Source organism: Kitasatospora sp. NPDC127035, assembly GCF_042726075.1.
Taxonomy (GTDB): Bacteria; Actinomycetota; Actinomycetes; order Streptomycetales; family Streptomycetaceae; genus Kitasatospora.
Window position 1 is genome coordinate 1 of the sequence record NZ_JBHXDN010000019.1, and the last position, 26,460, is coordinate 26,460.

The 26,460-nt window shown below is 72.7% G+C and carries 18 protein-coding genes and 2 pseudogenes; 6 read left to right on the forward strand and 14 right to left on the reverse strand.

What is annotated here, in order from left to right; translation table 11 throughout:
- Positions 1-109 precede the first annotated feature (109 nt).
- The 8 genes and pseudogenes from pyrE to ACFWIC_RS15680 form a co-directional block, all read right to left on the reverse strand.
- Complete coding sequence (gene pyrE / locus ACFWIC_RS15645) at positions 110-646, reverse strand: orotate phosphoribosyltransferase (protein ID WP_329884873.1); 537 nt, start codon at positions 644-646, stop codon at positions 110-112.
- A gap of 29 nt (positions 647-675) precedes the next feature.
- Positions 676-1,929, reverse strand: a complete 1,254-nt coding sequence (locus tag ACFWIC_RS15650; RefSeq protein ID WP_380518924.1) for a hypothetical protein — start codon at positions 1,927-1,929, stop codon at positions 676-678.
- Between the two features lie 159 nt (positions 1,930-2,088).
- The gene (locus ACFWIC_RS15655; RefSeq protein WP_380360741.1) at positions 2,089-3,735 is read right to left on the reverse strand and encodes a polyamine aminopropyltransferase; all 1,647 of its coding nucleotides are present in this window, start codon (positions 3,733-3,735) and stop codon (positions 2,089-2,091) included.
- Between the two features lie 136 nt (positions 3,736-3,871).
- Positions 3,872-4,399: a DUF2617 family protein gene (locus ACFWIC_RS15660; RefSeq protein ID WP_329884875.1), complete on the reverse strand. Its 528-nt coding sequence runs from the start codon at positions 4,397-4,399 to the stop codon at positions 3,872-3,874.
- A gap of 475 nt (positions 4,400-4,874) precedes the next feature.
- On the reverse strand, positions 4,875-6,035 hold the full coding sequence (locus ACFWIC_RS15665) for a pyridoxal phosphate-dependent aminotransferase (protein ID WP_329884876.1): 1,161 nt from the start codon (positions 6,033-6,035) through the stop codon (positions 4,875-4,877).
- A 140-nt stretch (positions 6,036-6,175) separates the two neighbouring features.
- The gene (locus tag ACFWIC_RS15670) at positions 6,176-6,739 is read right to left on the reverse strand and encodes a YbjN domain-containing protein (protein ID WP_329884877.1); all 564 of its coding nucleotides are present in this window, start codon (positions 6,737-6,739) and stop codon (positions 6,176-6,178) included.
- A gap of 226 nt (positions 6,740-6,965) precedes the next feature.
- A complete protein-coding gene (gene clpB, locus ACFWIC_RS15675) occupies positions 6,966-9,572 on the reverse strand; it encodes an ATP-dependent chaperone ClpB (protein ID WP_380518928.1) in 2,607 nt (868 codons plus the stop codon).
- A gap of 273 nt (positions 9,573-9,845) precedes the next feature.
- Positions 9,846-10,742 (reverse strand): annotated as a pseudogene (locus ACFWIC_RS15680) (LysR family transcriptional regulator); the annotation flags it as partial.
- Between the two features lie 71 nt (positions 10,743-10,813).
- Between ACFWIC_RS15680 and ACFWIC_RS15685 the strand changes: the two are divergent.
- Complete coding sequence (locus tag ACFWIC_RS15685) at positions 10,814-11,950, forward strand: TDT family transporter (protein ID WP_380360736.1); 1,137 nt, start codon at positions 10,814-10,816, stop codon at positions 11,948-11,950.
- Between the two features lie 892 nt (positions 11,951-12,842).
- Positions 12,843-13,886, forward strand: a complete 1,044-nt coding sequence (locus tag ACFWIC_RS15690) for a LuxR C-terminal-related transcriptional regulator (RefSeq protein ID WP_329948346.1) — start codon at positions 12,843-12,845, stop codon at positions 13,884-13,886.
- Between the two features lie 551 nt (positions 13,887-14,437).
- Here the strand turns inward: ACFWIC_RS15690 and ACFWIC_RS15695 are convergent.
- Positions 14,438-15,064: a hypothetical protein gene (locus tag ACFWIC_RS15695; protein WP_329884881.1), complete on the reverse strand. Its 627-nt coding sequence runs from the start codon at positions 15,062-15,064 to the stop codon at positions 14,438-14,440.
- A gap of 413 nt (positions 15,065-15,477) precedes the next feature.
- Here ACFWIC_RS15695 and ACFWIC_RS15700 point away from each other — a divergent pair, with 413 nt between their 5' ends.
- Positions 15,478-15,612: a hypothetical protein gene (locus ACFWIC_RS15700; protein ID WP_329884882.1), complete on the forward strand. Its 135-nt coding sequence runs from the start codon at positions 15,478-15,480 to the stop codon at positions 15,610-15,612.
- Between the two features lie 45 nt (positions 15,613-15,657).
- Here the strand turns inward: ACFWIC_RS15700 and ACFWIC_RS15705 are convergent, their stop codons facing one another.
- The 5 genes from ACFWIC_RS15705 to dnaK all read right to left on the reverse strand — a co-directional run bounded on the left by ACFWIC_RS15705 (position 15,658) and on the right by dnaK (position 21,191).
- On the reverse strand, positions 15,658-16,689 hold the full coding sequence (locus ACFWIC_RS15705) for a helix-turn-helix domain-containing protein (RefSeq protein WP_329884883.1): 1,032 nt from the start codon (positions 16,687-16,689) through the stop codon (positions 15,658-15,660).
- A 198-nt stretch (positions 16,690-16,887) separates the two neighbouring features.
- Positions 16,888-17,409: a heat shock protein transcriptional repressor HspR gene (locus ACFWIC_RS15710; RefSeq protein ID WP_329884884.1), complete on the reverse strand. Its 522-nt coding sequence runs from the start codon at positions 17,407-17,409 to the stop codon at positions 16,888-16,890.
- Positions 17,410-17,416: 7 nt separating this feature from the next.
- Entirely contained in the window at positions 17,417-18,568 is a 1,152-nt protein-coding gene (gene dnaJ, locus ACFWIC_RS15715; protein ID WP_329884885.1) for a molecular chaperone DnaJ, read from the reverse strand.
- Between the two features lie 143 nt (positions 18,569-18,711).
- On the reverse strand, positions 18,712-19,356 hold the full coding sequence (grpE, locus tag ACFWIC_RS15720; protein ID WP_329884886.1) for a nucleotide exchange factor GrpE: 645 nt from the start codon (positions 19,354-19,356) through the stop codon (positions 18,712-18,714).
- Positions 19,353-21,191 (reverse strand): molecular chaperone DnaK, encoded by a 1,839-nt coding sequence (gene dnaK, locus ACFWIC_RS15725; protein WP_329884887.1) that lies wholly within the window; start codon positions 21,189-21,191, stop codon positions 19,353-19,355. Before dnaK ends, grpE begins: the two co-directional genes overlap by 4 nt.
- 332 nt (positions 21,192-21,523) lie before the next feature.
- Between dnaK and ACFWIC_RS15730 the strand changes: the two genes are divergently transcribed.
- The 3 genes and pseudogenes from ACFWIC_RS15730 to ACFWIC_RS15740 all read left to right on the forward strand — a co-directional run bounded on the left by ACFWIC_RS15730 (position 21,524) and on the right by ACFWIC_RS15740 (position 26,351).
- Complete coding sequence (locus ACFWIC_RS15730) at positions 21,524-23,743, forward strand: (Fe-S)-binding protein (RefSeq protein WP_329948344.1); 2,220 nt, start codon at positions 21,524-21,526, stop codon at positions 23,741-23,743.
- A gap of 333 nt (positions 23,744-24,076) precedes the next feature.
- Positions 24,077-25,150: pseudogene (locus tag ACFWIC_RS15735) on the forward strand (sugar phosphate nucleotidyltransferase); the annotation flags it as partial.
- A gap of 238 nt (positions 25,151-25,388) precedes the next feature.
- A complete protein-coding gene (locus ACFWIC_RS15740; RefSeq protein ID WP_380518937.1) occupies positions 25,389-26,351 on the forward strand; it encodes a YIP1 family protein in 963 nt (320 codons plus the stop codon).
- Positions 26,352-26,460: the final 109 nt, after the last annotated feature.

The following is a 26,460-nucleotide window of genomic DNA, read 5'->3' on the forward strand; positions in this document are numbered from 1 at the left end:
AACGGCCGGGGCCCGGTCCTGTTTCACGTGAAACAGGACCGGGCCCCGGCCGTTCGGTTGCGGTGCGGAGGGAGCGGGCGGGGGCGCCGCGCAGACGACGGGCCCGGGCTCAGAGGCCCAGGTCCTCCAGGGTGTACGCGGTGACGTACGGCAGGCCGGCGGCCTCGATGGCGGGGGCGGCGCCGCGCTCGACGATCACCGCCACGCCGACCACCTCGGCGCCCGCCTCGCGCAGCGCCTCGACGGCGGTCAGCACCGAGCCGCCGGTGGTGGAGGTGTCCTCGACCGCCAGCACCCGGCGGCCCTTGATCTCCGGGCCCTCGATGCGGCGCTGCAGACCGTGCGCCTTGCCCGCCTTGCGGACCACGAAGGCGTCCAGCTCACGCCCGCGCGCGGCGGCGGCGTGCAGCATCGAGGCGGCCACCGGGTCGGCGCCCAGCGTCAGCCCGCCGACGGCGTCGTACTCCAGGTGGGAGGTGGCGTCCAGCATCACCCGGCCGACCAGCGGGGCGGCGCGGCCGTCCAGCGTGATCCGGCGAAGGTCGACGTAGTAGTCGGCCTCCTTGCCGGAGGAAAGGGTGACCTTGCCGTGGACGACGGCCTTGTCCTTGATCTGTGCCAGCAGGGCGTCGCGGTCGTTGCTCATGAGCGTCCAGTCTAGGGGGCGGCCCCCGGCTAACGGCGGCGCAGGGCCCTGACCAGCACCACCGCGCCGCCCAGCAGGGCCACACCGCCGCCGATCACCCACGGCACCGCGCTGCGACCGCCCACGCCAGGCACCACGATCCCGCCGGCGTCGCCGCCCCAGCGGGAGGCCGCGCGGGCCCGGGCGCTGCGGGCCGGCAGGGCGGGCGCGTACGGGCCGCGCGGCGGGGCGTGGTCGACCTCCTCGGCGGAGCGGCCGACGATGCTGCGGCGGACCGGGCCGCCGAGCACGGGGTCCTGCTCGTACTCGAAGGGCAGCTCGGAGGGGAGGTCGGCGGAGACGGCCTCCTCGGCCCCGGCCCCGGCGGCGGTGCGGTCGGGCTCGTCGACGTCACCCACGGGGAGGCCGAAGCGCTCGGCGTCGGCGTCGGAGAAGGCGATCAGGTCGGAGAGGTCGTCGTCGAGGTCGTCGCCGGGCTCGCCCTGGCGGTCCTCCTGGTGGTCCTCCAGGAACACCACGGTGGCGGTGCCCGGCGGCTCCTCGTCGTCCTGGCCGCCGTCCTCGACGTCCTCGGCGTCCTCGGGCTCCTCGACGTCATCGGCGTCCTGGCCGTCCTCGGCGTCTACGGTGCCCTGAGCGGGCCGGTCGGCCCGGTCGGCCCGGTCGTCCTCGGAGGTGTCGGGGGACCCGGCTCCCCGGCCGTCCGGGCGGACCGGGCCGTCCTCGGCGTCCCCGGGGCTCCCGGGGTCCTCCGCGGCGGGCTCCCGGGCCGCGCCCGGAGCCCCGTCCGCGCCCACGGCCGCCTCCTCGTCCTCGTCCGGGACGACCTCCGGCGCGCCGTCGGGGGAGGCGAGGGCCGCGGCGAACCGGTCCAGCAGCCGGCGGCCGGTCGCGGCGAGGGTCTCGTCGTCGAACTCGGTCAGCCGCCCCGAGGCGGTCAGGTCGCCGGTGAAGCGGACCACCGCCGTGCCGTCCTCGGCGCCGTCGGCGACGCTGACCCGGACGGTGGCGGTGGCCTCGCCACTGCCGCGGGCCTCCTGGCCCTCGGCGAACGCGGTCAGCACGCCCTCGCGGCCCTCGATCAGTGAGAGACCACCCTTGTAGGTGATGGTGGAGGTGCCGATCCGCAGCTTCAGCCGCCCGGCGATCTCGTCGGCCGGGCCGCTGCCGACGGCAGCCGGTTCGGTGCTCAGCCCCGGCACGGAACGCGCCAGCAGCGCCGGATCCTGCAGGGCCTGCCGGACCAGCCCGGCCGGCATCGGGACGACAACCTCATGCTCCATGTCAGGGAGCCTACCGACCGAACCCGTTCCGGGCCCCGCCCTGTCCCCCAGCTGTCGCCCGAGCCCCGCCCCGGGGCCGTTCCGGGTCGGGGCCCCGGGCCCGGAGCGGCCCCGTACGGGCGCCGGGGCCCCCGTACGGGCTCCGGGCGCCGGAGGGGCTCAGCGGGGGCCGAGCAGGGTCAGGGCGGCGGGTGGACGGGCGGGGCGGGCCGCGGCGAGGCGGGCCGCGGACGCGCGGAGGGCGTCGGGGGTGAGGGCGCGCGGGGGCGGCGCGTCGGGGGCGAGCGAGAGCGGCGGCTGGGCGGCGGCGGCGAGCAGGAAGGTCTGGTCACCCTCCGGTCCGGGGCGGCAGCTGGCCGTCGCGCTGCCCGCGACCGCGTACGGGACGGTCCGCAGGCCGGCGGCGCGCAGGCCCGACTCGACCTGCCAGAGGCCGTGCCGGCCGCCCGGTTCGCCGCCGCCCCGGACGGCGAGCCGCCCCCCGGGGGCGAGCAGCCGGGTGGTGAGGCCGTAGAACTCCTGGGAGTGGAACTTCGCCGGGCCGCCGTCGGCGGGCGCCGGCAGGTCGGCGAGGATCACGTCGAAGGACCGGCCGGGAGCGGGGCGGGTGGTGCGCAGCCACTCCAGCGGGTCGGCCTCGGCGGTGCGGACCCTGGGGTCCTCCAGCGAGTGCCCGGAGAGGGCGGCGAGGGCCGGGTCGGTCCGGGCCAGCCGGGGGAGCGCCGGGTCGGGATCGACGACCAGCACCGAGCGGACCCCGCCGTGCCGCAGCACCTCCCGCAGGGCCAGCCCGTCGCCGCCGCCGAGCACCAGGACCCGGCCGTCCGGGCCGGCTCCCATCGCGGGGTGGACGAGGGCCTCGTTGCCCCGGTACTCGTCCGGCCCGCAGACCGCCAGCCGGCCGTCCAGGTAGAGCCGGAGCGGGCCCTCGGCGGGGCCGGTGAGCACGACCTCCTGGTACCGGCCGTGGGCGTACCGCACCTGCCCGCCGTACAGCGCCTGCCGGGCGGCGCGTTCGACCGCGCCGGACCAGGCGGCGGCCGCGGCGAGCACCGCGAGCACCAGGGCGCAGCCGCCCCAGAGCATCAGCCGGACCCTCGGCGCCGGTTCCTCGCGGAAGAGCCAGAGCACCACGGCGGAGCCGGCCACGGCGTTGACCGCGCCGGTGACCAGGGCGCCGCTGCCGGGCCCGAGGGCGGGCAGGATCAGGAACGGGAAGGCGAGCCCGCCGATGAGCGCGCCCACGTAGTCGGCGGCGAAGAGGTCGGCGACGGCCCGTCCGGCGTCCTCCCGCCGGATCCGTTGGACGAGCGTCATCAGCAGGGGGATCTCGGCGCCGATCAGCACGCCGATCAGGCAGGTCATGCCGACCATGGCGGCCTGGTAGCGGCCGATCCAGGCCCAGCACGAGTAGAGCGCCAGGACGGAGAGGCCGCCGGTGAGGGCGAGGGCGCACTCGACCAGGGCGAAGGCGGTGGCCGGGCGGCTGGTGAACCGCTTGGCGAGCAGTGAGCCGAGGCCCATCGCGAACACCATGACGGAGAGGACGACGGAGGTTTGGGTGACCGAGTCCCCGAGCAGATAGTCGCCGAGCGCCACGAGTTCCAGCTCGTAGACGAGTCCGCAGGCCGCGCAGACGAACGCGGCCAGCAGGACGGCCAGTCGGGCGAGCCGCGGGCGGGAACGCAGCCGGCACCGACGGCGGGCTGGCAGGGGGGTCAGGCTCCGCCCGAGCCGGGGTGGGCTGCCGTCGTCGAGGTCGAGGCCCGGCTGTGCGGGGGGCGGACCGGCCGGATGGTTGATCACGAACAAACGCTAGGCGACGTTCGGGACGGACGGCTGCGCCCATTCGACGGACAGCTAGGCGTGACAGGTTGACGAATCGTTCCTGCGTACGAATGAAAGATCGACGGCAGGGCTATGGAGGGCTCGGTCGTCGCGGTCACCGGAGGACCACCAGCGAGGACCGGGTGCAGACCAGCTGCCCCTCCTGCGGGTAGGCGTGCCAGGTGCGCCAGAGCAGCCGGTCCGCGCCGCCCTGGGTGACCAGGGCGGTGAAGGCGCTGGGGTCTCCGGGGAAGACCCCGGCCAGGCCGCGCGGGTGCCCCTCGACCAGTGCCAGCAACTCCTGGGCGCGGGCGGCGAAGTCGTGGGGCGGCAACGCCTCGATCCGGGCCGCGAACTCGTACTCCCAGCCGTCGACCTGTTTGGCGACCCGGGCCGGCAGCGGCGTTCGGCGACCGGGCAGGCAGGCGACGGTCTCCAGGCAGTGGCCCGGGCCGGCGGTGATCACCACCTGGTGCGAGGCGCCCAGCAGCCGCAGCTGGAGGGTGCCGGGCGGGCCGGGGTGGCCGGGGCCGTCGAGTCTCAGGTCGCGGACCGCGAGAGCGGGCAGCGGGTCGCCGCCCAGGCACCAGGCCAGGTCACCCGCGCGGGTGTCCGTGTAGGAGGTCTGCAAAGTGGTGAGCATGCTCGGCTCCGCGTTTCAGCTCCGTGCGCGCCCGCCGAGCAGCAGCGAGTTGGCCTAGGCAAGGGCGAGGCTGTTCGTGGCTGTGCGGTCCAGGGCGCGGCCGACCGTGGAAGGAAGGATTCCGGCTGGAGATTCAGCAGCAGAGAAGCACGAATACGCCGGGTCCGTCGGTGATTTACCCAACTTTGTCAAGCATTCACCGTTTCGAGCACATCTGCTTCCCTGCTCTGATCGACCCGGTGTGCGACTATGCACCGCGCGCGCCCCTCGCCCCGGATCGCACGCCGTGTGAGCTGCTCATGCGCTGTTCACACGACCTGTACGCCCCCTGCCCCGCCGCGCCGGGCGCACGGCGCCGGGCCGTCATCGTGGCATGCCGCCGGGGCAGCGGAAACTGCCCGACCGGCAGGGAAAGCCCTTACCGTTCAGGTGAGTTGACGAATCGTCGGAACGTGCGAGAGGTCCCGCAGATCGGTCAGAGCCGGGCGAGCCGGGTGACCGCCTCCTCCAGGACCTCGACCTTCTTGCAGAAGGTGAAGCGGACGAGCGAGCGGCCCGCGTCCACGTCGTCGTAGAAGACCGCGTTGGGGATCGCCACCACGCCGCACCGCTCGGGCAGCGTGCGGCAGAACTCGATGCCGTCCTTCTCGCCCAGCGGAGTGATGTCGGTGGTGATGAAGTAGGTGCCGGCCGGCCGGAACACCCGGAAACCGGCGGCGCCCAGCCCGTCCGCGAGCAGATCCCGTTTGTGCAGCAGATCCGCGCGGAAGTCCGCGAAGTAGTCGTCGGGCAACTGCAGCGCCTCGGCCACCGCGTACTGGAAGGGTCCCGCGCTGACGTAGGTCAGGTACTGCTTGGCGGTGCGCACCGCCGCGACCAGGGGCGCCGACGCGGTGACCCAGCCGACCTTCCACCCGGTGAACGAGAAGGTCTTGCCCGCCGAGGAGATGGAGACGGTGCGCTCGCGCATGCCGGGCAGGGCGGCGACGGGGTGGTGGGCGCCGCCGAACACCAGGTGCTCGTAGACCTCGTCGGTGACCACCAGGAGGTCGCGCTCGACGGCGAGTTCGGCGACCGCGCGCAGCTCCTCGGGGGTGAGCACCAGGCCGGTGGGGTTGTGCGGCGAGTTGAGCAGCAGCAGCCGGGTACGCGGGGTGACCAGTGACCGGAGCCGGTCCAGGTCGGGGCGGAAGTCGGGGGCACGCAGCGTGAGCGGGACGCGGACGGCGCCCGCCATCGCGATGCAGGCGGCGTACGAGTCGTAGAACGGCTCCAGGGCGATCACCTCGTCGCCCGGCTCCAGCAGCGCCAGCAGCGTGGCGGCGATCGCCTCGGTGGCGCCCGCGGTGACCAGCACCTCGGTGTCCGGGTCGTACGCGAGGCCGTAGAAGCGCCGCTGGTGACCGGCGATCGCGGCGCGCAGCTCGGGGACCCCGGGGCCGGGCGGGTACTGGTTGCCGAGCCCCTCGCGCAGCGCACGGACGGCGGCCTCGCGCACCGCCTCCGGCCCGTCGGTGTCCGGGAACCCCTGGCCGAGGTTGATCGAACCGGTCGCCACGGCCAGCGCGGACATCTCCGCGAAGATCGTGGTGCCGAGTCCCTCCAGCCGGCGGTTCAGCAGCGGCCTCGCACCCATCACGGCTCCTCACACCTCGTGGTCGACCCCCATCCTCGGGCCAGGGGAGGGCCCGGGACAAGGACGGCCCGCCGGGAACGGCGCCGGCCCGCCACCGGAGTGCCGGTGGCGGGCCGTGGCGGAGGGCCGGAGGCGGAGGATCAGGCCTCGTCGGTGCCCTCGGAGGGCTTGCCCTCGCCGTCCTCGCCCTCGATGTCCTTCTGCAGGCCGAGGCGCTCGACGATCCACTGCTCGAAGCCCACCGCGGCCTGGGTCCAGTTGGCGGTGGTGGTGACGAAGTAGTCCAGGTTGACGCCGGTGCCGACGATCATCTGGGCCTCACCGATCAGCCGGACGACGCCGTCCTCGTGGGTGTGCGTGTAGACCTTGGGCCAGAGGGTCTCGCGGTTCCACTCGTCGATCAGGTCGAGGATCTCGGCCTTGTCCTCAAGGGGGTACGAGCGGTCGTAGAACGCGCGGACGGCGAAGAGTTCCTTCTGCTCACCGCGGAACATGTAGTAGACGCGGAAGCCCTCCCAGGGGGCGGTGAGGTCGCCCTCCTCGTCCACGACGTGCTTCAGCTGCATCTGGTCGAGGAGCTGGCCCACCAGGGCCTGGTCCGGGACGATGATCGGCGGCGGGCCGTCCGGACGGCCGCCCTGACCGCCCGGCTGCCCGCCCTGGGGGACACCGAACGACGGGATGGACGACGGGTCGATGCTCATAGGGTCCTCTTCCTCAGTGCACGTGGTGGTCGGCAATGAGAGGCCGCCCTTCCACCTCCCATCCTGCCTCATCGGGGCCCTGCCTCACAGGGGAGACCGCGCTCCGGCCGGGCATGGCCGGATCATGGCGCACCCCCGGTGACCGGACCCGGTCACCGGGGGTGCGCGCGGCAGGTCACCGGGGGTGGCGGGCCCCGCTGACCGGGTCCGACGAGGTCCGCCGGCGCTACTTCTCCAGTGGTCCGCGGGCCCGGACGGTGAGGCGGTCGGTCTCGTCGTCCCGGTCGACCAGGACGGTGTCGCCGTCGTGCACCTGGCCGGCCAGGATCGCCCTGGCCAACTGGTCGCCGATCGCCGACTGCACCAGCCGGCGCAGCGGCCGCGCGCCGTACGCCGGGTCGTAGCCGGTGAGCGCGAGCCAGTCGCGGGCCGCCGCGGAGACCTCCAGGGTGAGCCGCCGCTCGCGCAGCCGGGCACCGAGCGCGGCCACCTGGAGGTCGACGATCCTGCTCAGCTCGGCGGTGCCGAGCGGGTCGAAGACCACGATGTCGTCGAGCCGGTTGAGGAACTCCGGCTTGAAGGCGGCCCGGACGGAGTCCAGGACGAGGCCCTTCTTCCGCTCCTCCGGGGTGGCCGGGTCCACCAGGAACTGGCTGCCCAGGTTGGAGGTGAGGATCAGGATCGCGTTGCGGAAGTCCACCGTGCGGCCCTGGCCGTCGGTGAGCCGGCCGTCGTCCAGCACCTGGAGCAGGACGTCGAAGACCTCGGGGTGGGCCTTCTCCACCTCGTCCAGCAGCACCACGCTGTACGGCCGGCGGCGGACCGCCTCGGTGAGCTGGCCGCCCTCCTCGTAGCCGATGTACCCGGGCGGCGCGCCGACCAGGCGGGAGACGGAGTGCTTCTCGCCGTACTCGCTCATGTCGATGCGGACCATGGCCCGCTGGTCGTCGAAGAGGAAGTCGGCGAGGGCCTTGGCGAGTTCGGTCTTGCCGACGCCGGTCGGGCCGAGGAAGAGGAAGGAGCCGGTCGGGCGGTCCGGGTCGGCGATGCCCGAGCGGGTCCGCCGGACCGCGTCCGAGACGGCCTGCACGGCCTCTGCCTGGCCGATCAGGCGGCGGCCCAACTCCTCCTCCATGCGCAGGAGTTTGGCGCTCTCGCCCTCCAGCAGCCGGCCGGCCGGGATGCCCGTCCAGGAGGCGACCACGTCGGCCACGTCGTCCGGGCCGACCTCCTCCTTGACCATCGAGGCGGAGCCGTCCTGGGCGGCGGCGCGCTCCTGGGCGTCGGTGAGCTCCTTCTCCGCGGCCGGGATCTCGGCGTACATCAGCTTGGAGGCGCGTTCGAAGTCGCCGTCCCGCTGGGCGCGTTCGAGCGCGCCGTGCAGGTCGTCCAGCTGCTCCTTGAGCTCGCCGACCCGGTTGAGGCTCTTCTTCTCCTGCTCCCACCGGGCCGTGAGCACGCTCAACTGCTCGTTCTTGTCGGCGAGATCGCGGCGCAGCCGGGCCAGCCGGTCGACCGAGGCCGGGTCCGACTCCTTCTCCAGCGCCAGCTCCTCCATGCGCAACCGGTCGACGGAGCGCTGGAGTTCGTCGATCTCGACCGGCGAGGAGTCGATCTCCATCCGCAGTCGGGAGGCGGCCTCGTCGACCAGGTCGATCGCCTTGTCGGGGAGGAACCGGGAGGTGATGTACCGGTGGGAGAGCGTCGCCGCGGCGACCAGCGCGGCGTCCGCGATCTGCACCTTGTGGTGCGCCTCGTACCGGCCCTTGAGGCCGCGCAGGATGGCGATCGAGTCCTCGACGCTGGGTTCGCCGACCAGCACCTGCTGGAACCGGCGCTCCAGGGCCGGGTCCTTCTCGATCCGCTCCCGGTACTCGTCGAGGGTGGTGGCGCCGACCATCCGCAGCTCGCCGCGGGCCAGCATCGGCTTGAGCATGTTGCCGGCGTCCATCGCGGAGTCGCCGCCGGCGCCCGCGCCGACCATGGTGTGCAGCTCGTCGATGAAGGTGACGACCTGGCCGTCGCTCTGCTTGATGTCGTTGAGGACGGCCTTCAGCCGCTCCTCGAACTCGCCGCGGTACTTGGCGCCGGCCACCATCGCGCTGAGGTCCAGCGAGACCAGGCGCTTGCCGCGCAGCGACTCCGGCACGTCGCCGGCCACGATCCGCTGGGCCAGGCCCTCGACGACGGCGGTCTTGCCGACGCCGGGCTCGCCGATCAGCACGGGGTTGTTCTTGGTCCGGCGGGAGAGCACCTGGACCACCCGGCGGATCTCCTGGTCCCGGCCGATCACCGGGTCGAGCTTGCCGTCCCGGGCGGCCTGGGTGAGGTCGGTGCCGTACTTCTCCAGTGCCTTGTAGGTACCCTCCGGGTCCGGCGAGGTGACCCGGCCGCTGCCCCGGACGTCCTTGAACGCGGCCAGCAGGGCCTTGGCGGAGGCGCCCTGCTGCACCAGCAGCTCGGCGACCGGACCGCCCTCGGCGGCCAGGCCGACCAGCAGGTGCTCGGTGGAGACGTACTGGTCGTCGAGGTCGTCGGCGCGCCGGCCGGCCTCGGTCAGCACCGCCAGGGTGTCGCGGGCCAGTTGGGGCGCGGCGACGGTCGAGCCCATCGCGCTGGGCAGCCCGGTCAGCAGGCGGCGGGCCTCGGCCTCGACCCGCGACACGTCGGCGCCGACCGCCTCCAGCAGCGGCCTGGCGATGCCCTCGGGCTGTTCCAGCAGCGCGATCAGGATGTGCACCGGCTTGACGTCCGGGTTCCCCGCGCCCCCGGCCTGCCGGATCGCGGCGGACAGGGCGTCCTGCGTCTTGGTGGTGAACTTGCTGGCGTCCACTGCTGGGGTGTCCTCCCTTGTCGTGCGTTGGTTCTGCTCTCTACAGCATGCACTAAGTTGAGTCTATTCCGCTCAACTTTCAGATGAACGGTCGGGGCGCCCGTGCGGGGCGGGTCTCCGGGCCCCCGCGGCCCGGTTCCCCGCGGCGCCGTTCTCCGCGGCCCGGGCCCCCGGCGCGCCGCCGCCCGCGGGCCGGATCCCCGGAGCCCCGGCCTCCGCCGTCCGGGCCGCCGACCGCCGCGCCCCGGTCGCCCGCCTCGGGGCCGCCGTCCGCCGGGTCAGCGTCAGCAGCTCCCGGGCCGGCCCGCTCGGCCGCCGGCCGGCCGGCCAGACCGCCCGCAGCGGCCGTCGCAGGTCCAGCCCCTCCGCCAGCGGCACCTCCACCAGCCGCCGGGTCGCCAGCTCCTCCACCACCGCCAGCTCGCTCAGGCAGACCGGCCCCGCGCCGGTCATCGCCGCCGCCTTCAGCGCCGTCGACGAGGCCAGCTCCAGCCGCGGCCGGGCCGCGCCCCCGTAAGGCGCCAGCGCCATCTCCAGCACCTCCCGGGTCCCCGAGCCGGGCTCGCGCAGCACCAGCGGCGTCGCCGCCAGCTCCGCCGGGGTCAGGGGGGAGCGGCGGCGCGCCCAGGGGTGGCCCGGCGAGACCACGACGACGAGCCGGTCGGCCGCCACCACCGCGCCGGCCAGTCCGGGCGGAGCGGAGGGGCCCTCGACGAAGCCGAGGTCCGCGTCCCCGGCCAGCACGTGCCCGGCCACGTCCGCGGAGTTCGCGGTGCGCAGCGTCACGGCGGTCCCCGGGCTCGCCTCGTGCAGCGCCAGCAGCCACCCGGGCATCAGGTACTCGGCGACGGTCAGGCTGGCCACCACGGTCAGCCGGGCGTCCCGGCGCTCGCGGAGCGCGTCGATCCCGGCGTCCAGTGCCTGCGCGGCCTCCACCACCTGCCGGGCCCACTCGACCACCAGCCGGCCGGCCTCGGTCGGCCGGGAGCCGCGCGGGGAGCGGTCCAGCAGCGGGACGCCGATCAGCCGCTCCATGCCCTTGATCCGCGCGCTGGCGGTCGGCTGGCTCACCCCGAGTTCGGCCGCGGCCCGGCCGACGCTGCCGAGCCGGGCCACTGCGAGCAGCAGCTCCAGCGCACCGAGTTCGGGGACGCGCGGGGAGAGGGCCATAGGTTCAGGCTATGCCCTCATAGAGCGTTCGGCGCTACCGGCCGGGGTCGCACCGGGAGACGGTTGATGCCATGGCCACCCTGATCAGCCCCCGCACGCACCCCCGCCCCCGCCCTCGCCCCCGTCTGCGCCCGTCCGACCGCGCCCGCCGGCTCGACCTCGCACAGCTCGGGCCGAACTGGTACGCGGCGGTCATGGGCACCGCGATCGTCGGCAACGGTGCGGCCGCCCTCCCGGTCCGGCTGCCCGGCCTGATCGGGTTCGGCGAGGTGATGTGGGCGCTCGGGCTGGCCGGTCTGCTGGTGCTCGGGTCCGCCCGGCTGGTCCACCTCACCCGTCACCGGGACGCCGCCCGCGCCCAGCTGCTGGACAACCCGGCCACCGCCGTCTTCTACGGCTGTCCGCCGATGGCGCTGATCTCGGTCGGGCTCGGGACCCTGACGCTCGGCTCCCGCGTCATCGGGACCGGCCCGGCCGTCGCGCTCGACGCCGTGCTCTGGACGGTGGGCACCGGGTACGCGCTGCTGGTCGCGGCCGGCATCCCGTACCTGATGATCACCCGGCACACGGTCTCCCCGTTGGAGGCCAACCCGACCTGGCTGCTGCCGGTGGTGGCTCCGCTGGTCGCCTCCGCCGCCGGTCCCGCGCTGATCCCGCACCTGCCCGCCGGCACCGCCCAGCAGGCGCTGCTGTACACCTGCTGCGCGCTGTTCGGGATCGGCCTGCTCGCCACCCTGGCGCTGCTGCCGGTGGTGCTCACCGGTCTCGTGCACAGCAAGCTGCCCGCCCTGGCGCTCACCCCGTCGCTCTTCCTGGTGCTCGGCCCGCTCGGCCAGTCCACCACCGCGGTGCACCAACTCGCCGATGCCGCACGCCCGGTGACCCCGACGATCGCCCCCGTCGCGCTCGCCCTCGCCGAGCTGTACGGGGTGGCGGTGCTCGGCGTGGCGATGCTCTGGCTGGCGCTCGCCGTCGCCGCCAACCTCCGTGCCCGGCGGGCCGGCATGTCGTTCGCGATGACGTGGTGGGCGTTCACCTTCCCGGTCGGCACCTGCGTCACCGGCGCCGCCGCCCTCGCCCGGCACACCGGCTTCCCCGGGTTCACCGGACTCGCCACCGCCCTGTTCGTCCTGCTGATGGCCTCCTGGGCCCTCGCCGCGGGCGGCACCGCCGCCGGGTTGGCGGGCGGCCGGCTGCTGGCCCGCTGAGCCGGGGCCGGCACCGGTGCTCGACAGGGGTCTGACGATGCGTCAAGGCGTCCCGTGTGGTGGCGTGGTGGTCCGGCGGGAGGCTGTCGTCGGCTCGGTCGGGACCGCCCGTCCCGGGGGGCGTCCTCCGGTGCCACCCGTCCTGGCGGACGGCCCGGATCCGGCCGGCCGGGGCCCTGCGGCACCGCGCCTTTCCGCGCCTCCCCGCGGCTTCCCGGCCCCGGGTGACTCCGGTACGGTCCGGTACGGGCGGCCCGAACGGTACCCGGACGGTGCCCGAACGGGCTCGGACCGGGGGCCGGGGAGGCACGGGGGGAGCGGCGCGTAGGCCGCGGGGAACGGAACGCGGTCGTTCGGTTCCGAATGACCGGAGGGTCGGACTCCGCCGTCCCACCGCCCTGACCTGCACGTTCGCGATACGCCAGGGCGCCGCGGCGGACGTCGCGCCACGCCGACGATGCAGGTTCCTGCAATTGCGAGAACATGCAGTCGGGCGGCACTTGTTCACCGGCCGTCACGCTGTGAGGGTGGAGTCACGTCACGTCGACCGGGCAACCGCAGCCCGATGACGGCGACTTGCTCTTCATTACTGGATGCGTCCGGTACGTCCGCACGTACCTGCATATCGGGGGGAAGAGCGCCGGCCGGGACGCCATGTGTGGTGATGGCCCCCGGGACCGGAGCCGGCGAGGCGTTGCTGCTCCGCCTCGCCGGAAGCGCCGCGACCGTGGCGTGGACCGGCGGCCCCCCTGGCCCGTGTGCGACGGCACCCGGAGTCCGGGGGCCCGCCGGCTCCCAGTACCGTGATCACGCCCGGCGAACGTGTGTGACGAGTGCGCACGGCGTGCGAGGGCGCACACATCCGCGAGACATCCGGCAGGGAGCGTTCGACGTGACGGTCGAGGGGACGGCGGATCCGACGACCGCTCCGGGCGCCGGCGCCGGAGGGGGCGCCGCCACCGGCCCGGCCGCGTCCGGCGGCGAGCCCGACGAGGCCGCCCGCCGCCTCTACCTCGCCATCCTGGCCGACGGCGGCCGGATCCCCGTCGCGGACGTCCCCGAACCGGACCGGCGCGCCCTGCGCCAGCTCGTCTCCATCGGTCTGCTGATGCCCAACCCGATGGACGCCTGCTACACGGCCGTCAGCCCGCGCTCGGTCAGCGACCGCCTCGGCGCCGAGCTCCGCAGCGAGGCCACCCGCCTCCTCGTCCGCGCCGAGAACCTGCCCGGCACCCTCGACGGCCTCACCCGCGCCTACGACGCGATGCCCCGGCCGCCCGAGCGCTCCGGCGGCGCCGTCTACATCGAGGGCCACACCCACATCCGGCACCGGATCTCCCAGCTGGTCTCCGACTGCCGCACCGAGGTCCTCACCGCCCAGCCCGGCCACCGGCCCGCCGACGCCCTCCAGGGCGCCCTGGTCCAGGACGTCCAGCTCCTGCAGCGCGGCTGCACCCTGCGGACCATCTACCAGCCCGTCGCGGTCTCCGAACCCGCCGCCCTGGCCTACGCCGAGGAGGTCACCCGGCACGGTTCGCTGATCCGGACCCTCGACGAGCCGTTCCAGCGGCTGATGATCTTCGACCGCTCGGTCGCGGTGATCTCCGCCAGTGACGACCACAGCACCGCCGCCTTCATCACCGACCGCGCCGCGATCGCCTTCATCGTCAACGCCTTCGAGCGCGACTGGGCCCGCGCCGACGCGACCGACTGGACCGCCGCGCTCGCCGACGGCCCGGCCCGCAACCCCCACAACGCGTCCGACCGCGTCGGCCGCCTGCTGGCCCGCGGTCTGACCCAGCGTGCGGTCGCCACCCGCCTCGGCCTGAGCGAGCGGACCGTGGCCGCGCACATCGCCCGCCTCCGCGACCGGTACGGGGCGCAGACCCTGTTCCAGCTCGGTTGGCTGATGCGGGGCGGCCGTGACGACGGATGAGCCCGACGGCGCCGTTCGCACCCGCAACCCGGCCGCTCTGCGCTGCGCTGCGCTGCCTGACCGCGCTGCCTGACCGCCCGGCCGAGTCGCTCTGCCGAGTCGCTCTGTCGAGCTGCTCTGCGAGTGCGGGGAGGAGCTGATCGCGGTCGCCCGCACTGGCCGCCGCGGCGTGCGGGGCCTCGTCCGGCTCGGCCGGCGGAGCGCGGCGAGGACGACGGACGAACACGGCGTCCCGCTGCCGGACGGGGCCGCCCACGCGCGCTGTCCGGCGCCGCCGGGGGACGGTGGCCGGATCCGCGCCGCCGCGTCGCGGGAGGGGGTCACCGGGGCGTTCCGTCCGCTCCTCGAACGCGGCCCGCTGAGGCGTCATGGGGTCGGTCACCTCGTCCGCCGCGCGAACTCCCCGACGTGGAGGGGCTCTTCCGGCTCGGCCGGCGGATGAGGGGTCCCGCGGTGCCCGGTCCGGGGCGGTACGACGCGGAGACGCTGTTCCTTCGGGGCCGGCGGGGGCCGGCAGGTGCGGGAGCCCGGGCGGGGGAGCCCGGACGGGATCAGCCGGTGGCCGCGCCGGTGGGCCAGTAGCCGGTCGGGCCGACGGCGGGGGGCTGCTGACGGGGGACGGTGAACTGCTCGCCGGGGGCGGTCCAGAAGCCCTCGCGCAGGGAGAGCGCCATGCCGGCCCAGTCGAGGGCGGTCTCCACGGTGTGGTGGAGGGCCTCCTGGGACCAGGTGTCGTCGAAGACCAGCGGCAGGACGGGGGCGACCTGCTCGATGGTGGCGATCAGCGGGTTGTGGGTGATGGCCTCGTCGACGAGGAGCACGATCGGCTTGCGCAGCGCCGACGCCCAGCCCAGCTCCAGGCTGACCCCGGCCGACAGCGGTGCGCCGACGTAGGCGAAGACGAGGTCGGCGGACTGCAGCGCGCGGAAGTCCGACGGCACGCGCGGCTCGGGGGCGCGCCCGGCGACGGTCCAGGCGTCACTGTGGTGGGCGCTGTACACGGCGGCGCCACTGCGGAGGAGGGTGGTGCGGAGGGTGGTCAGCCGCGTCCGGCTGGCGAGGGTCACCACACTGTCCGCCGGCCCGGTCAACCGCATGAGCGGCGCGGCCAGGAAGACTCGTGCACGCCGGCCCTCGAGGGCCTGGCTGTCGTGGTGACGCAGGTAGGGCTCAGTCATGTCGACTCCGGGGAGTGGCTGACCGGGTTCACCAGGTCCGGCAGGGTTAGGGGTTCTGATCGGCGAGGCTGCGGACTTCGCTCGGGGGAGCTAAGTCGAATGGTGAATTGAAGGTACATCGGCAAGTGTGGTGAGCTTGCCGGGACCATCGGGAGCGAACTGATCGTCCATCGTTCGGGGCGGTGGAGTCCACTGCTTCGCGGTGTCATCTGTCTGCCTGGCATGGAGATGACGCACCTCTGTGGAGGGGGGATGTGGCGCGTGCGTTCGAGCTGGGGCATTATGTGGGCGGCTGCGTAGCTGTTCCCATTGCTCGATACCCGCGACTAACTCAGGAAGGCGTGATCGCAATGCTTCGCCTGCGCCGACACGTTCGCATCACTGCGGCTTCGGTCGTTGCTGTTATAGCGGTATTGACCGCGAGCAGCCAGGTCACGTCGGCGGCTTCCGGCCACCAGCCGGCGCCGCGTACCGCCAACTCCGTGCCCGCCGACGCTCCGGCCCTGGTCACGCTGGCCCTCACCGCGAACGACAGCAACTGGACCTGAGTTCGGCACGTGACGCCCGGGCGGGCCGTCAGGGGCCCCGGGCGGTCAGTCGGTTGACGGGTCGTGTTCCCCGAGGCGTTCTTCGGGGTGCCCGCTCTGGGTGGTCCGGGCCAGCATGTACCCGAGCTGGAACAGCGAATCCACCCGGTAGTCCTCACGCATGTCCGCTATGTGACGCGCCAGCGTGCGTTCGCTGATGCCCAGGCTTCGGGCAATCACGCGGTGACTGGTGCCTTTCAGCAGCAGATCGATGATCGTCTGCCGCAGGCGTGAGATGACCTCCTGCGGCACCGCGCGGGCGCCGTCGAAATCGAGAGCGCGGTTCCAGTTGCGCTCGAAGATGTCGGAGACCAGATAGCTGATGATCGCGCGGTCGTGTATGAACGCGGCCACATTCAGGTCGTCCGCGATGGGAATGATGGCGGTGCGGCGGTCCACGACTATGAGCCGGGTGTACGGCTCGTCCAGGGTGCGGACCTGCCCCCCGGCGTCCGTGATGGCGAGGACGTAGTCCCTGGTGGCGGGGTGGTAACGCGTACTGGGGTGGTAAATGGTCCGAAACGTGGCGCCTCTCTGGAGAAGAGCCAAATCACGGTCGCGGCTGCCGGCGAGTGCCTCCGGGGGGCGGGGACCACCCGGTTGTGCGGCGAGGAACTCCTCGGTGCAACTCGTGGTCAACTGCCCGAGTCTTTGATTGATCAGTACTTTTCCACGGACGTACTCGATGCTGCCGCCGGTCTGCTTCGGCGTGTGGAAGGCCTCGGACAGTTCCTTCAAATCGATCGGAAGTGCCTCGGCCCGGGAGAGCAGGTCGAGTGCTTTGCGCTGCCAGGAGGCGATGAGCCCGGACGAGAGCTGCTGGGGGTCCACGGCGACGAGCACGTCCGGCTCGTCCGTGTCCGGCACCAGCAGGCCGATGTCGAGAAGCTCCTGGAGGAACCTGAGGTCGGTGGCCTCCTGGCTCGCGGGTACGAGGCGGCCGTGGGAGTGCAGGACGTGGAGGTAGAGCTTGCGAGCGCCGTCCGAGAGGACACCGAGGCCGCCTGAGGTGAGTCCGGGCTCGGCCGTCTCGCTCATCTGCGGCTCCCTGGTGTTCGGATAGAGCTGAGTGAGGCCGGTTCGCCGGCTTCGATGGGGATCTTAGCCAGAGCCTCCGCGAACCGGCATCGGCGCTCTTGATCCGCTCTCGCCTGCAGAAAGCACTCTCTCACCACGCAAGCACCGCCGGCACCCCCCAACCAGAGGGAACCGGCGGCGGCGACCGTCGTGGCCGGGTCAGCGCTTGGGACGCCAGACGACCAGGGCGCTGGAGTGCGGGGTCGGGGGCTGGTAGGGGACGAGGTCGCGGCGGTAGGAGGCGTGGATGGTGGCCTCGCGCTGCTGGAGGGCGGTGGCCGCGCCTTCGAGGGAGTCGGTGAGCTCGGCGATCCGGGACTGGAGGGCGGTGACCTGGTTCTCCAGCTCGATGATCCGCTTGATGCCGGCGAGGTTGATGCCCTCGTCCTGGGAGAGCCGCTGGACGTCGCGCAGCTGCTGGATGTCGCGCGCCGAGTAGCGGCGCCCGCGGCCGGCGGTGCGGTCGGGACAGACCAGGCCGAGGCGGTCGTACTGGCGGAGGGTCTGCGGGTGCAGGCCGGAGAGCTCGGCGGCCACCGAGATCACGTAGACCGGGGTGTCCTCGGTGAGGACGTACTGGGGCTGCGGAACGGCCCGGCGCGCGCGCGGGGGGCCGCCGCCGGGCAGTCCCTCGCCGATGCCGGGGCCGATCGGGCCGTGGCCGGTGCTGTCGGGGGTCATCTGGTCGTCACGCTCCCTTCGCCGCTCGGAACAGGGCGGCTCGCGGGTCGTCGGAGGCGGTGGCCTCGCGGTACTGCTCCAGAGCGGCCAGCGCGTCGCCGGTGACGTGCTGGGGCACCACGACCTCCACGGTGACCAGGAGGTCGCCCCGGGTGCCGTCCTTGCGGGTGGCGCCCTTGCCGCGGGCCCGCAGGGTGAGGCCGTTGGCACTGCCCGGGGGGAGTTTGAGCTTCACCGAGGGGCCGTTGAGGGTCGGCACCTCGATGGTGCCCCCCAACGCGGCTTCGGGGAAGGTGACCGGGACGGTCACGGTCAGGTTGTCGGCCTTCCGTCCGAAGACGGGGTGCGGGTCGACGTGCACGGTGACGTAGAGGTCGCCGGGCTGGCCGCCGCGTTCGCCCTGCGCGCCCTTGCCCTTGAGGCGGATCCGCTGGGCGTCCTGGACACCGGCCGGGATCCGGACCTGCATGGTGCGGGCGGAGCTGGCCCGGCCGCTGCCGTGGCAGTCGGTGCACGGGTCGTCGACGATCATGCCGCGGCCGCGGCAGTCCCGGCAGGGCTCGGAGAGGGCGAAGGCGCCCTGGCCGCGGCTGACCGTGCCGGAGCCGACGCAGGTCGGGCAGACCCGGGGGGTGGTGCCGGCCTTGGCACCGGTGCCGTTGCAGTGGCGGCAGGGGGCCTGACTGGTCATCCGGAGCGGGACGGTGGCGCCGTCGACGGCCTCCTCGAAGGAGAGCGTCACCTCGGTCTCGACGTCGGCGCCGCGCCGGGGCTGGGCCTGCCGGGCGCCGCCGCGGTTGAACAGGCCGCCGAAGACGTCGCCGAGGCCACCGCTGTTGCCGGCCTGGTTGCCGCTGAACAGGTCGCCGAAGTCGAAGCTGTAGTTGCCGTTACCGGGGCCGCCGGCGCGGAAGCCGCCGTTGGCGAAGAGGCTGCGGGCCTCGTCGTACTCCTTGCGGCGCTTCTCGTCGGAGAGGACGTCGTACGCCTCGGAGATGTCCTTGAACCGCTCCTCGGCCGCGGTGTCACCCTTGTTCGCGTCGGGGTGGAACTCGCGGGCCAGCTTGCGGTAGGTCTTCTTGATCTCGGTGGCGGTGGCGTCCTTGGGCACGCCGAGGACCTTGTAGTAGTCCTTCTCCACGTAGTCCTTGCCGCTCATGGCTGGCGCCACCTCCCGAGGTCCATCGTCACAGAGCTGTCAACGGGCCGGCCGTGGCCCGTCGACAGTGCGCTGCGGAGCCGGCCGCCGTACTGGCCGGCGTACGACTCCGCAGCGCACAGGTTGTCAGCCGTCACCGGTGGTCAGCTGTCCGGGCCACCGTCGGCCTGGTCCTTCTTCTCCCCGCCCTTGGCGGTGTCGGTGTCCGGGCCGGACGTGGTCTGGGTGCCGGGCTGGGGCTCCGCGACCGCGACCATCGCCGGGCGGATGATCCGCTCGCCGATCCGGTAACCGGGCTGGAGGATCTGGACGCAGGTGTCCTCGGTGACCTCCGACGAGTAGCTGTGCATCAGCGCCTCGTGCATGGTCGGGTCGAAGGGCTCGCCCTCCTTGCCGAACTGCTGCAGGCCCAGCTTGGCGACGACGGTCTCCAGCGACTCGGCGACGGACTTGAAGCCGCCGGTCACCTCGCCGTGGTCACGGGCCCGGCCGATGTCGTCCAGGACCGGGATCAGCGACTCCAGGATGTTGGAGACGGCGATCTCACGGACCGTCAGCCGGTCGCGCTCGACCCGCTTCCGGTAGTTCTGGTACTCGGCCTGGAGGCGCTGGAGGTCGGCCGTCCGCTCGGCCAGCTCGCGCTTGGCCGTGGCGAGGTCGTCCGGTTCGCCGGTCGCGCCGGCGGTCGAATCGGCACCGCCCGCGGCAGCCTCCTCGGCAGCCTTGATCACGGCCTCCTCGGCGGCGGAGTCGTCGCCGGGCTCAGCACCCTGCGGCTTCTCCGTCATGCCGCACCGCCCTTGGGCTTCTCGTCGTCCACGATCTCGGCGTCGACGACGTCGTCGTCCTTGGCACCGGCGGCGTCACCGGCCGGGGCGGCGCCGGCGGCGTCGGCGTTGGCGTACAGCGCCTGGCCGAGCTTCTGCGCGGTGGTGGACACCTTCTCGGAGGCCTCGCGGATCTTCGCGATGTCCTCGCCCTTGAGGGCTTCCTTGAGCTCGCCGATGGCGGTCTCGACCTCGGTCTTGACGTCGGCCGGCAGCTTGTCGGCGTTGTCGGCGATGAACTTCTCGGTCGAGTAGACGAGCTGCTCGGCCTGGTTGCGGGTCTCCACGGACTCGCGGCGCTTGTGGTCCTCCTCCGCGTACTGCTCGGCCTCGCGCATCATGCGCTCGATGTCGTCCTTCGGCAGCGCGGAGCCGCCGGTGACGGTCATCTTCTGCTCCTTGCCGGTGCCGAGGTCCTTGGCACCGACGTGCATGATGCCGTTGGCGTCGATGTCGAAGGTGACCTCGATCTGGGGCAGGCCACGGGGGGCCGGCGGCAGGCCGGTCAGCTCGAACATGCCGAGCTTCTTGTTGTACGCGGCGATCTCGCGCTCGCCCTGGTAGACCTGGATCTGCACGGACGGCTGGTTGTCCTCGGCCGTGGTGAAGATCTCGGAGCGCTTGGTCGGGATCGTGGTGTTGCGCTCGATCAGCTTGGTCATGATGCCGCCCTTGGTCTCGATGCCGAGGGACAGCGGGGTGACGTCGAGCAGCAGGACGTCCTTGACCTCGCCCTTGAGGACACCGGCCTGGAGCGAGGCGCCGATGGCGACGACCTCGTCCGGGTTGACGCCCTTGTTCGCGTCCTTGCCGCCGGTCAGCTCGCGGACGAGCTCGGCGACGGCCGGCATGCGGGTCGAGCCGCCGACGAGGACCACGTGGTCGATCTCGGAGAGGGCGATGCCCGCGTCCTTGATCACGTTGTGGAACGGGACCTTGCAGCGCTCCAGCAGGTCCGAGGTCAGCTGCTGGAACTGGGCGCGGGTGAGCTTCTCGTCCAGGTGCAGCGGGCCCTCGGCGGAGGCCGTGATGTAGGGCAGGTTGATCGAGGTCTCGGAGGACGAGGACAGCTCGATCTTGGCCTTCTCGGAGGCCTCGCGCAGGCGCTGCAGGGCCATCTTGTCCTTGGACAGGTCGACACCGTGGCCGGCCTGGAAGACCTTCACCAGGTGGTCGACGACCTTCTGGTCCCAGTCGTCACCGCCGAGGTGGTTGTCACCGTTGGTGGCCTTCACCTCGACGACCCCGTCGCCGATCTCCAGCAGCGAGACGTCGAAGGTGCCGCCGCCGAGGTCGAAGACCAGGATGGTCTGGTCGTCCTTGTCCAGGCCGTAGGCCAGGGCGGCCGCGGTCGGCTCGTTGACGATGCGCAGGACGTTGAGGCCCGCGATCTCACCGGCCTCCTTGGTGGCCTGGCGCTCCGAGTCGGAGAAGTACGCCGGGACGGTGATGACGGCGTCGGTGACCGTCTCGCCCAGGTAGGACTCGGCGTCCCGCTTCAGCTTCTGCAGGATGAAGGCGCTGATCTGCTGGGGGTTGAAGTCCTTGCCGTCCAGGCCGATCTTCCAGCTGGTGCCCATGTGACGCTTGACCGAGCGAATGGTGCGGTCCACGTTGGTGACCGCCTGACGCTTGGCCACCTCGCCGACGAGCACCTCGCCGTTCTTCGCGAAGGCGACGACGGACGGCGTGGTCCGAGCGCCCTCGGCGTTCGTGATGACGGTGGGCTCGCCACCCTCCAGAACGCTGACGACCGAGTTCGTCGTGCCGAGGTCGATGCCGACCGCGCGTGCCATCGTAGATACCTCCACGGAAGAGTTGAGCTTTACAGGCTCAAGGATGCACGACGAGGCGGGGGGCGTCAACAGCTATGAGTCCGGAGCGCTCAACTTTGCTGAGCCGGAAATGCGGAGAGCGGAGCGGCGAGCGGCCCTGTGCCGCCCGGACGGCGATGGCAGGGTGCACTTACGTGACTGCCGCCATACCTTGAGCATCTTCAGGAGAAGTGTTGACGAGCGGTAATGTCCGGCCCGTCGGCCCTGCAAGTTACCGGCGAGTACAATCACCGCGAGAGTCTGTACCCCCAGCACCCCAGCACCCCCAGAAAGCCGCAGGAGACGGAGAGCCGATGCAGCTAGCAGCGATCGTCATCTCGCTGGTCACGTTCGTGGTCGGCACCGCGCTCGCCGCCCGTGCGGCGCTGTACATCTACAAGGTGGTGCGGACCGGTCAGCCGGACCCGACCCGGTTCGGGCAGCCCGCGCTGCGCGCGAAGACCGTGGCGGTCGAGTTCGTCGGCCACACCCGGATGAACCGCTGGGGCGTCGTCGGCGTCGCCCACTGGTTCGTCGCGGTCGGCTTCTTCACGCTGGGCCTGACCCTGCTGACCGCCTTCTTCCAGCTGTTCGACGCCGAGTTCGTGCTGCCGGTGCTCGGCGGCTGGCTGCCGTACGAGCTCTTCACCGAGCTGGTCGGCACCTTCACCACCCTCGGCATCGCCACCCTCATCGTGATCCGCCTGCTCAGCCTGCCGGGCCGGGCGGGCCGCAAGTCGCGCTTCGCCGGCTCGATCGCCTGGCAGGCCTTCTACGTCGAGTACACGATCCTCGGCATCGGCCTGTGCATCATGATCCTGCGCGGCCTGGAGGGCGCGCTGGAGCACGTGGGCTCGTACGAGGCGAAGTACCTGATCTCCTACCCGCTGGTGCTGGCCTTCAAGGGCCTGTCGCACGGCACCCTGGAGAACCTGGTCTACGTCTTCGCGATGCTGAAGATCTGCACCTCCTTCGCCTGGGCCATCACCATCGGCGTCAACCCCTCGATGGGCGTCGCCTGGCACCGCTTCCTCGCGTTCTTCAACATCTACTTCAAGCGCGAGGAGGACGGCGACGTCGCCCTCGGCGAGCTGCGTCCGATGGCCAGCGGCGGGCAGCCGATCGACTTCGAGGACCCGGCCGACGACGCCGTCTTCGGCGTCTCCCAGGTCGAGCACTTCTCCTGGAAGGGCATCCTCGACTTCTCCACCTGCACCGAGTGCGGACGCTGCCAGTCGCAGTGCCCGGCCTGGAACACCGGCAAGCCGCTCTCGCCCAAGCTGCTGATCATGAGCCTGCGGGAGCACGCCTTCGCCAAGGCGCCGTACCTGCTCGCCGGCGGCGGCAAGGACATGGAGGGCGAGGAGCGGGCGACCGCCGAGCAGCTCGCCGGCGTCCCCGCCGCCGCGCTGGCCGAGGCCGAGCGCCCGCTGATCGGCACCGCGGAGGAGAACGGGGTCATCGACCCCGACGTGCTGTGGTCCTGCACCACCTGCGGCGCCTGCGTCGAGCAGTGCCCGGTGGACATCGAGCACATCGACCACATCGTCGACATGCGCCGCTACCAGGTGATGATCGAGTCCTCGTTCCCGACCGAGGCCGGGGCGATGCTCAAGAACCTGGAGAACAAGGGCAACCCGTGGGGCATGGCCACCAAGGCCCGCCTGGACTGGGTCAAGGAGCTCAAGAAGGAGACCGGCATCGAGGTGCCGGTGATCGGTGAGGACATCGACCCCGCCGAGGTCGAGTACCTCTACTGGGTCGGCTGCGCCGGCGCCCTGGAGGACCGCGCCAAGAAGACCACCAAGGCCTTCGCGGAGCTGCTGCACACCGCCGGCGTGCAGTTCGCCATCCTCGGCAAGGAGGAGTCCTGCACCGGTGACTCCGCCCGCCGCCTCGGCAACGAGTTCCTCTTCCAGATGCTCGGCGCGCAGAACGTCGAGACGCTGAACGCCGCGCTGGAGGACGCCCCGGTCAAGCGGATCGTGGCGACCTGCCCGCACTGCTTCAACACCATCGCCAACGAGTACCCGCAGCTGGGCGGCCACTTCGAGGTCATCCACCACACCCAGCTGCTGCAGCACCTGATCGACGAGGGCAAGCTCGTCCCGGTCAACCCGGTCGAGGGCCTGATCACCTACCACGACCCCTGCTACCTGGGCCGCCACAACAAGGTCTACAGCCCGCCGCGCGAGATCATGGACAAGGTCCCGGGCCTGCGCCAGCAGGAGATGCACCGCCACAAGGAGCGCGGCTTCTGCTGCGGCGCCGGCGGCGCGCGGATGTGGATGGAGGAGCGCATCGGCAAGCGGATCAACACCGAGCGCGTGGACGAGGCCCTCTCGCTCAACCCGGACATCGTCTCCACCGCCTGCCCCTTCTGTCTCGTCATGCTCTCCGACTCCGTGAACGGCAAGAAGAACGAGGGCGCGGCGAAGGAACACCTGAAGGTCGTCGACGTCGCCCAGCTGCTGCTCGACTCGGTCAAGGCGGCCCCGCCGGCCGAGGCCGAAACCGAGACCGTCGACGCCTGAACGAGGCGGTGACGGGGCGGTGACGGGGCGGTGACGGGTCGAACCCGGCCACTCCGCCGCCCAGTTGTTCGACAGTTCTGCAACAACCGCCCGGCCCGGCGAGTGCCACGTGCGCCCGCCGGGCCGGGCTTTTCGGGTGCGAATCCCTCGGGCGGGGCGCCAACCACCGGACCACCGGACGGCGTCCCTGTCAGAAGGAAATACAGTAGGCGCCGGACCGGCCCTCGTGCCGGTCGATCCGTTCCGGCTCCCGGAACGGCATTTCTGACCACCGACGGAGGTATCGGCCCGCCGGGCCGGGCCGCAGAGACCACAAGGGGAACAGCGCAGACCATGACCGAGGCGATCATGCTGGTCGGTGGTAAGGGCACGCGACTGCGTCCGCTGACCACCCACACCCCCAAGCCCATGCTGCCCGTGGCAGGCGTCCCGTTCATCGCGCACCAGCTGGCCCGCGCGGCAGCGGCCGGGGTCACCCGCGTGGTGCTCGCGACCTCCTACCTGGCCGAGGTCTTCGAGGACCACTTCCAGGACGGCACCCCGTACGGCATCGAACTGGTCTACCTGACCGAACGCGAGCCGCTCGGCACCGGCGGAGCCATCCGCAACGCCGCCACCGGGCTGACCTGCGGCCCCGACGAACCGGTCCTGGTCTTCAACGGCGACATCCTCTCCGGGGTCGACATCGCCGCCCTGCGCGACGGCCACGTGGCCGCCGGGGCCGACGTCACGCTGCACCTCACCCGGGTCGAGGACCCGCGCGCCTTCGGACTCGTCCCGACCGACGAGCACGGCCGGGTCCTGGAGTTCCTGGAGAAGCCGGAGACGCCCGAGCAGATCGTCACCGACCAGATCAACGCCGGCTGCTACGTCTTCACCCGCTCCGTCATCGACCGCATCCCGGCCGGCCGCGAGGTCTCCGTCGAGCGCGAGACCTTCCCGGAGCTGCTGGCCACCGGCGCGCTGCTGCGCGGCGTCGTGGACACCTCCTACTGGCTCGACCTCGGCACCCCGGCCGCCTTCGTCCGCGGCTCGGCCGACCTCGTGCTCGGCAAGGTCGACTCGCCGGCCGTGCCCGGCCCGACCGGCGACGCCCTGCTGCTGCCCGGCGCCACCGTCCAGCGGGGCGCCGTGCTGAGCGGCGGCACCGTGGTCTCCGAGGGCGCGGTCGTCGAGTCCGGTGCGATCGTCGAGGGCAGCGTGATCCTGCCCGGCGCGCTCATCGGGGCGGACACCCTGGTCAAGGACTCGATCGTGGGCGCCTACGCCACGGTCGGCGAGCGGACCGCGCTGGACGGCGCGGTGATCGGCGACGGCGCGATCGTCGAGCCCGACAACGAGCTTCCGAACGGCATCCGGATCGCCTGCGGCACCCTGCTGCCGGCCGGCGCCGTCCGCACCTCGGCCGGTCCCGGCGGCTGCCCGGCGGGCACCGCCGCCGCGGCCGCGGTGCACGGGCCGAAGGTCACCGCGCAGCGCTAGGCGTTCCGTCCCGGCCGCCCGACCCGGTGGTCCCGCCCGACCCGGTGGTCCCGGGCGCCTCGCTGGTCCCCGCAGGCCGTGCGGGCGTCACAGGCTCGCTGCAAACCGGACCCGGTCCGGTGCCCGGCCGCCACGGAGCCGGTCGGGCGGGTACCTTCGGAGCGTGGCTGGCAATCGATACGACAGCGGTCAGGGCGCCGACCCCCGTGGCGGGTGGTCGGCGCCTCCGCAGCAGCAGGCGGCGCCCGGGGGGCACGGGCCGACCGACGGACCGGAGTACTTCACCGGCCCGCAGGGAGCTCCGCAGCAGGGCCCGTACGCCCCGCAGGGCCCGCACGATCCGTACGCGGCGAACCAGCCGGGTCACACCCGGGCGTTCCCGACCGGCAGCGACCCGTACGCGGGCGAGCCGTACTACTACGACGAGCACGGGCAGCCGTACCAGGCGCCCCCGTACGGGCAGGAACAGTACGGGCAGGAACAGTACGGGCAGTCGCAGGGCTACCCGGACGAGCAGCCATACGGTCAGGACAACGTCGCCGTCTACCGCGCCGGCGGCCAGTCCGCGCCGCACGCCGCCGGGCCGCGGCCGAACTGGCGCGAGCTGCTGATCGGCCTCTTCCGCACCCCCACCGCGACCTTCGACCGCACCCGGGACCACCAGGTCTGGCTGCCCGCCGTCACCGTCTCGCTGCTGTACGGCGCCCTCGCCGTGCTCGGCCTCGGGATGACCCGCGACGACGTGGTCAACTCGACCTTCACCGTGGCGCTCACCTCGCTGCTCGCGGCGGCGGTCGGCTTCACCCTGGCCGGCGGCATGCTGGGCGCGGTGACGTACGCGCTGGCCCGCCAGTTCGGCGGGGACGGCCCCTGGAAGTCGACGGTCGGCCTCGCCGTGCTGATCGGCTGGACCACCGACGCGCCCCGGCTGCTGCTCGCCCTCGCGCTGCCGGCCGACAACATCGTGGTGCAGGTCGTCGGCTGGGCCACCTGGCTGCTCTGCGCCGTCCTGCTGACCACCATGGTCCGGCGGCTGCACGACCTGCCGTGGGGCAAGGCGGCCGGCGCGGGGGCGCTGCAACTGCTGGCGCTGCTGGTGCTGATCAAGCTGCCGACCCTGGGCTGAGGCCCCCGGGCCGAGGACCCTCCGCCCCGATCCGAGCCGTCCTTCTCGCCGGTTCCCCCGGCTCCCTCCGGTTCTCCGCCTCCTTCCCGGCCTCTCCCGGCGTCCTCCG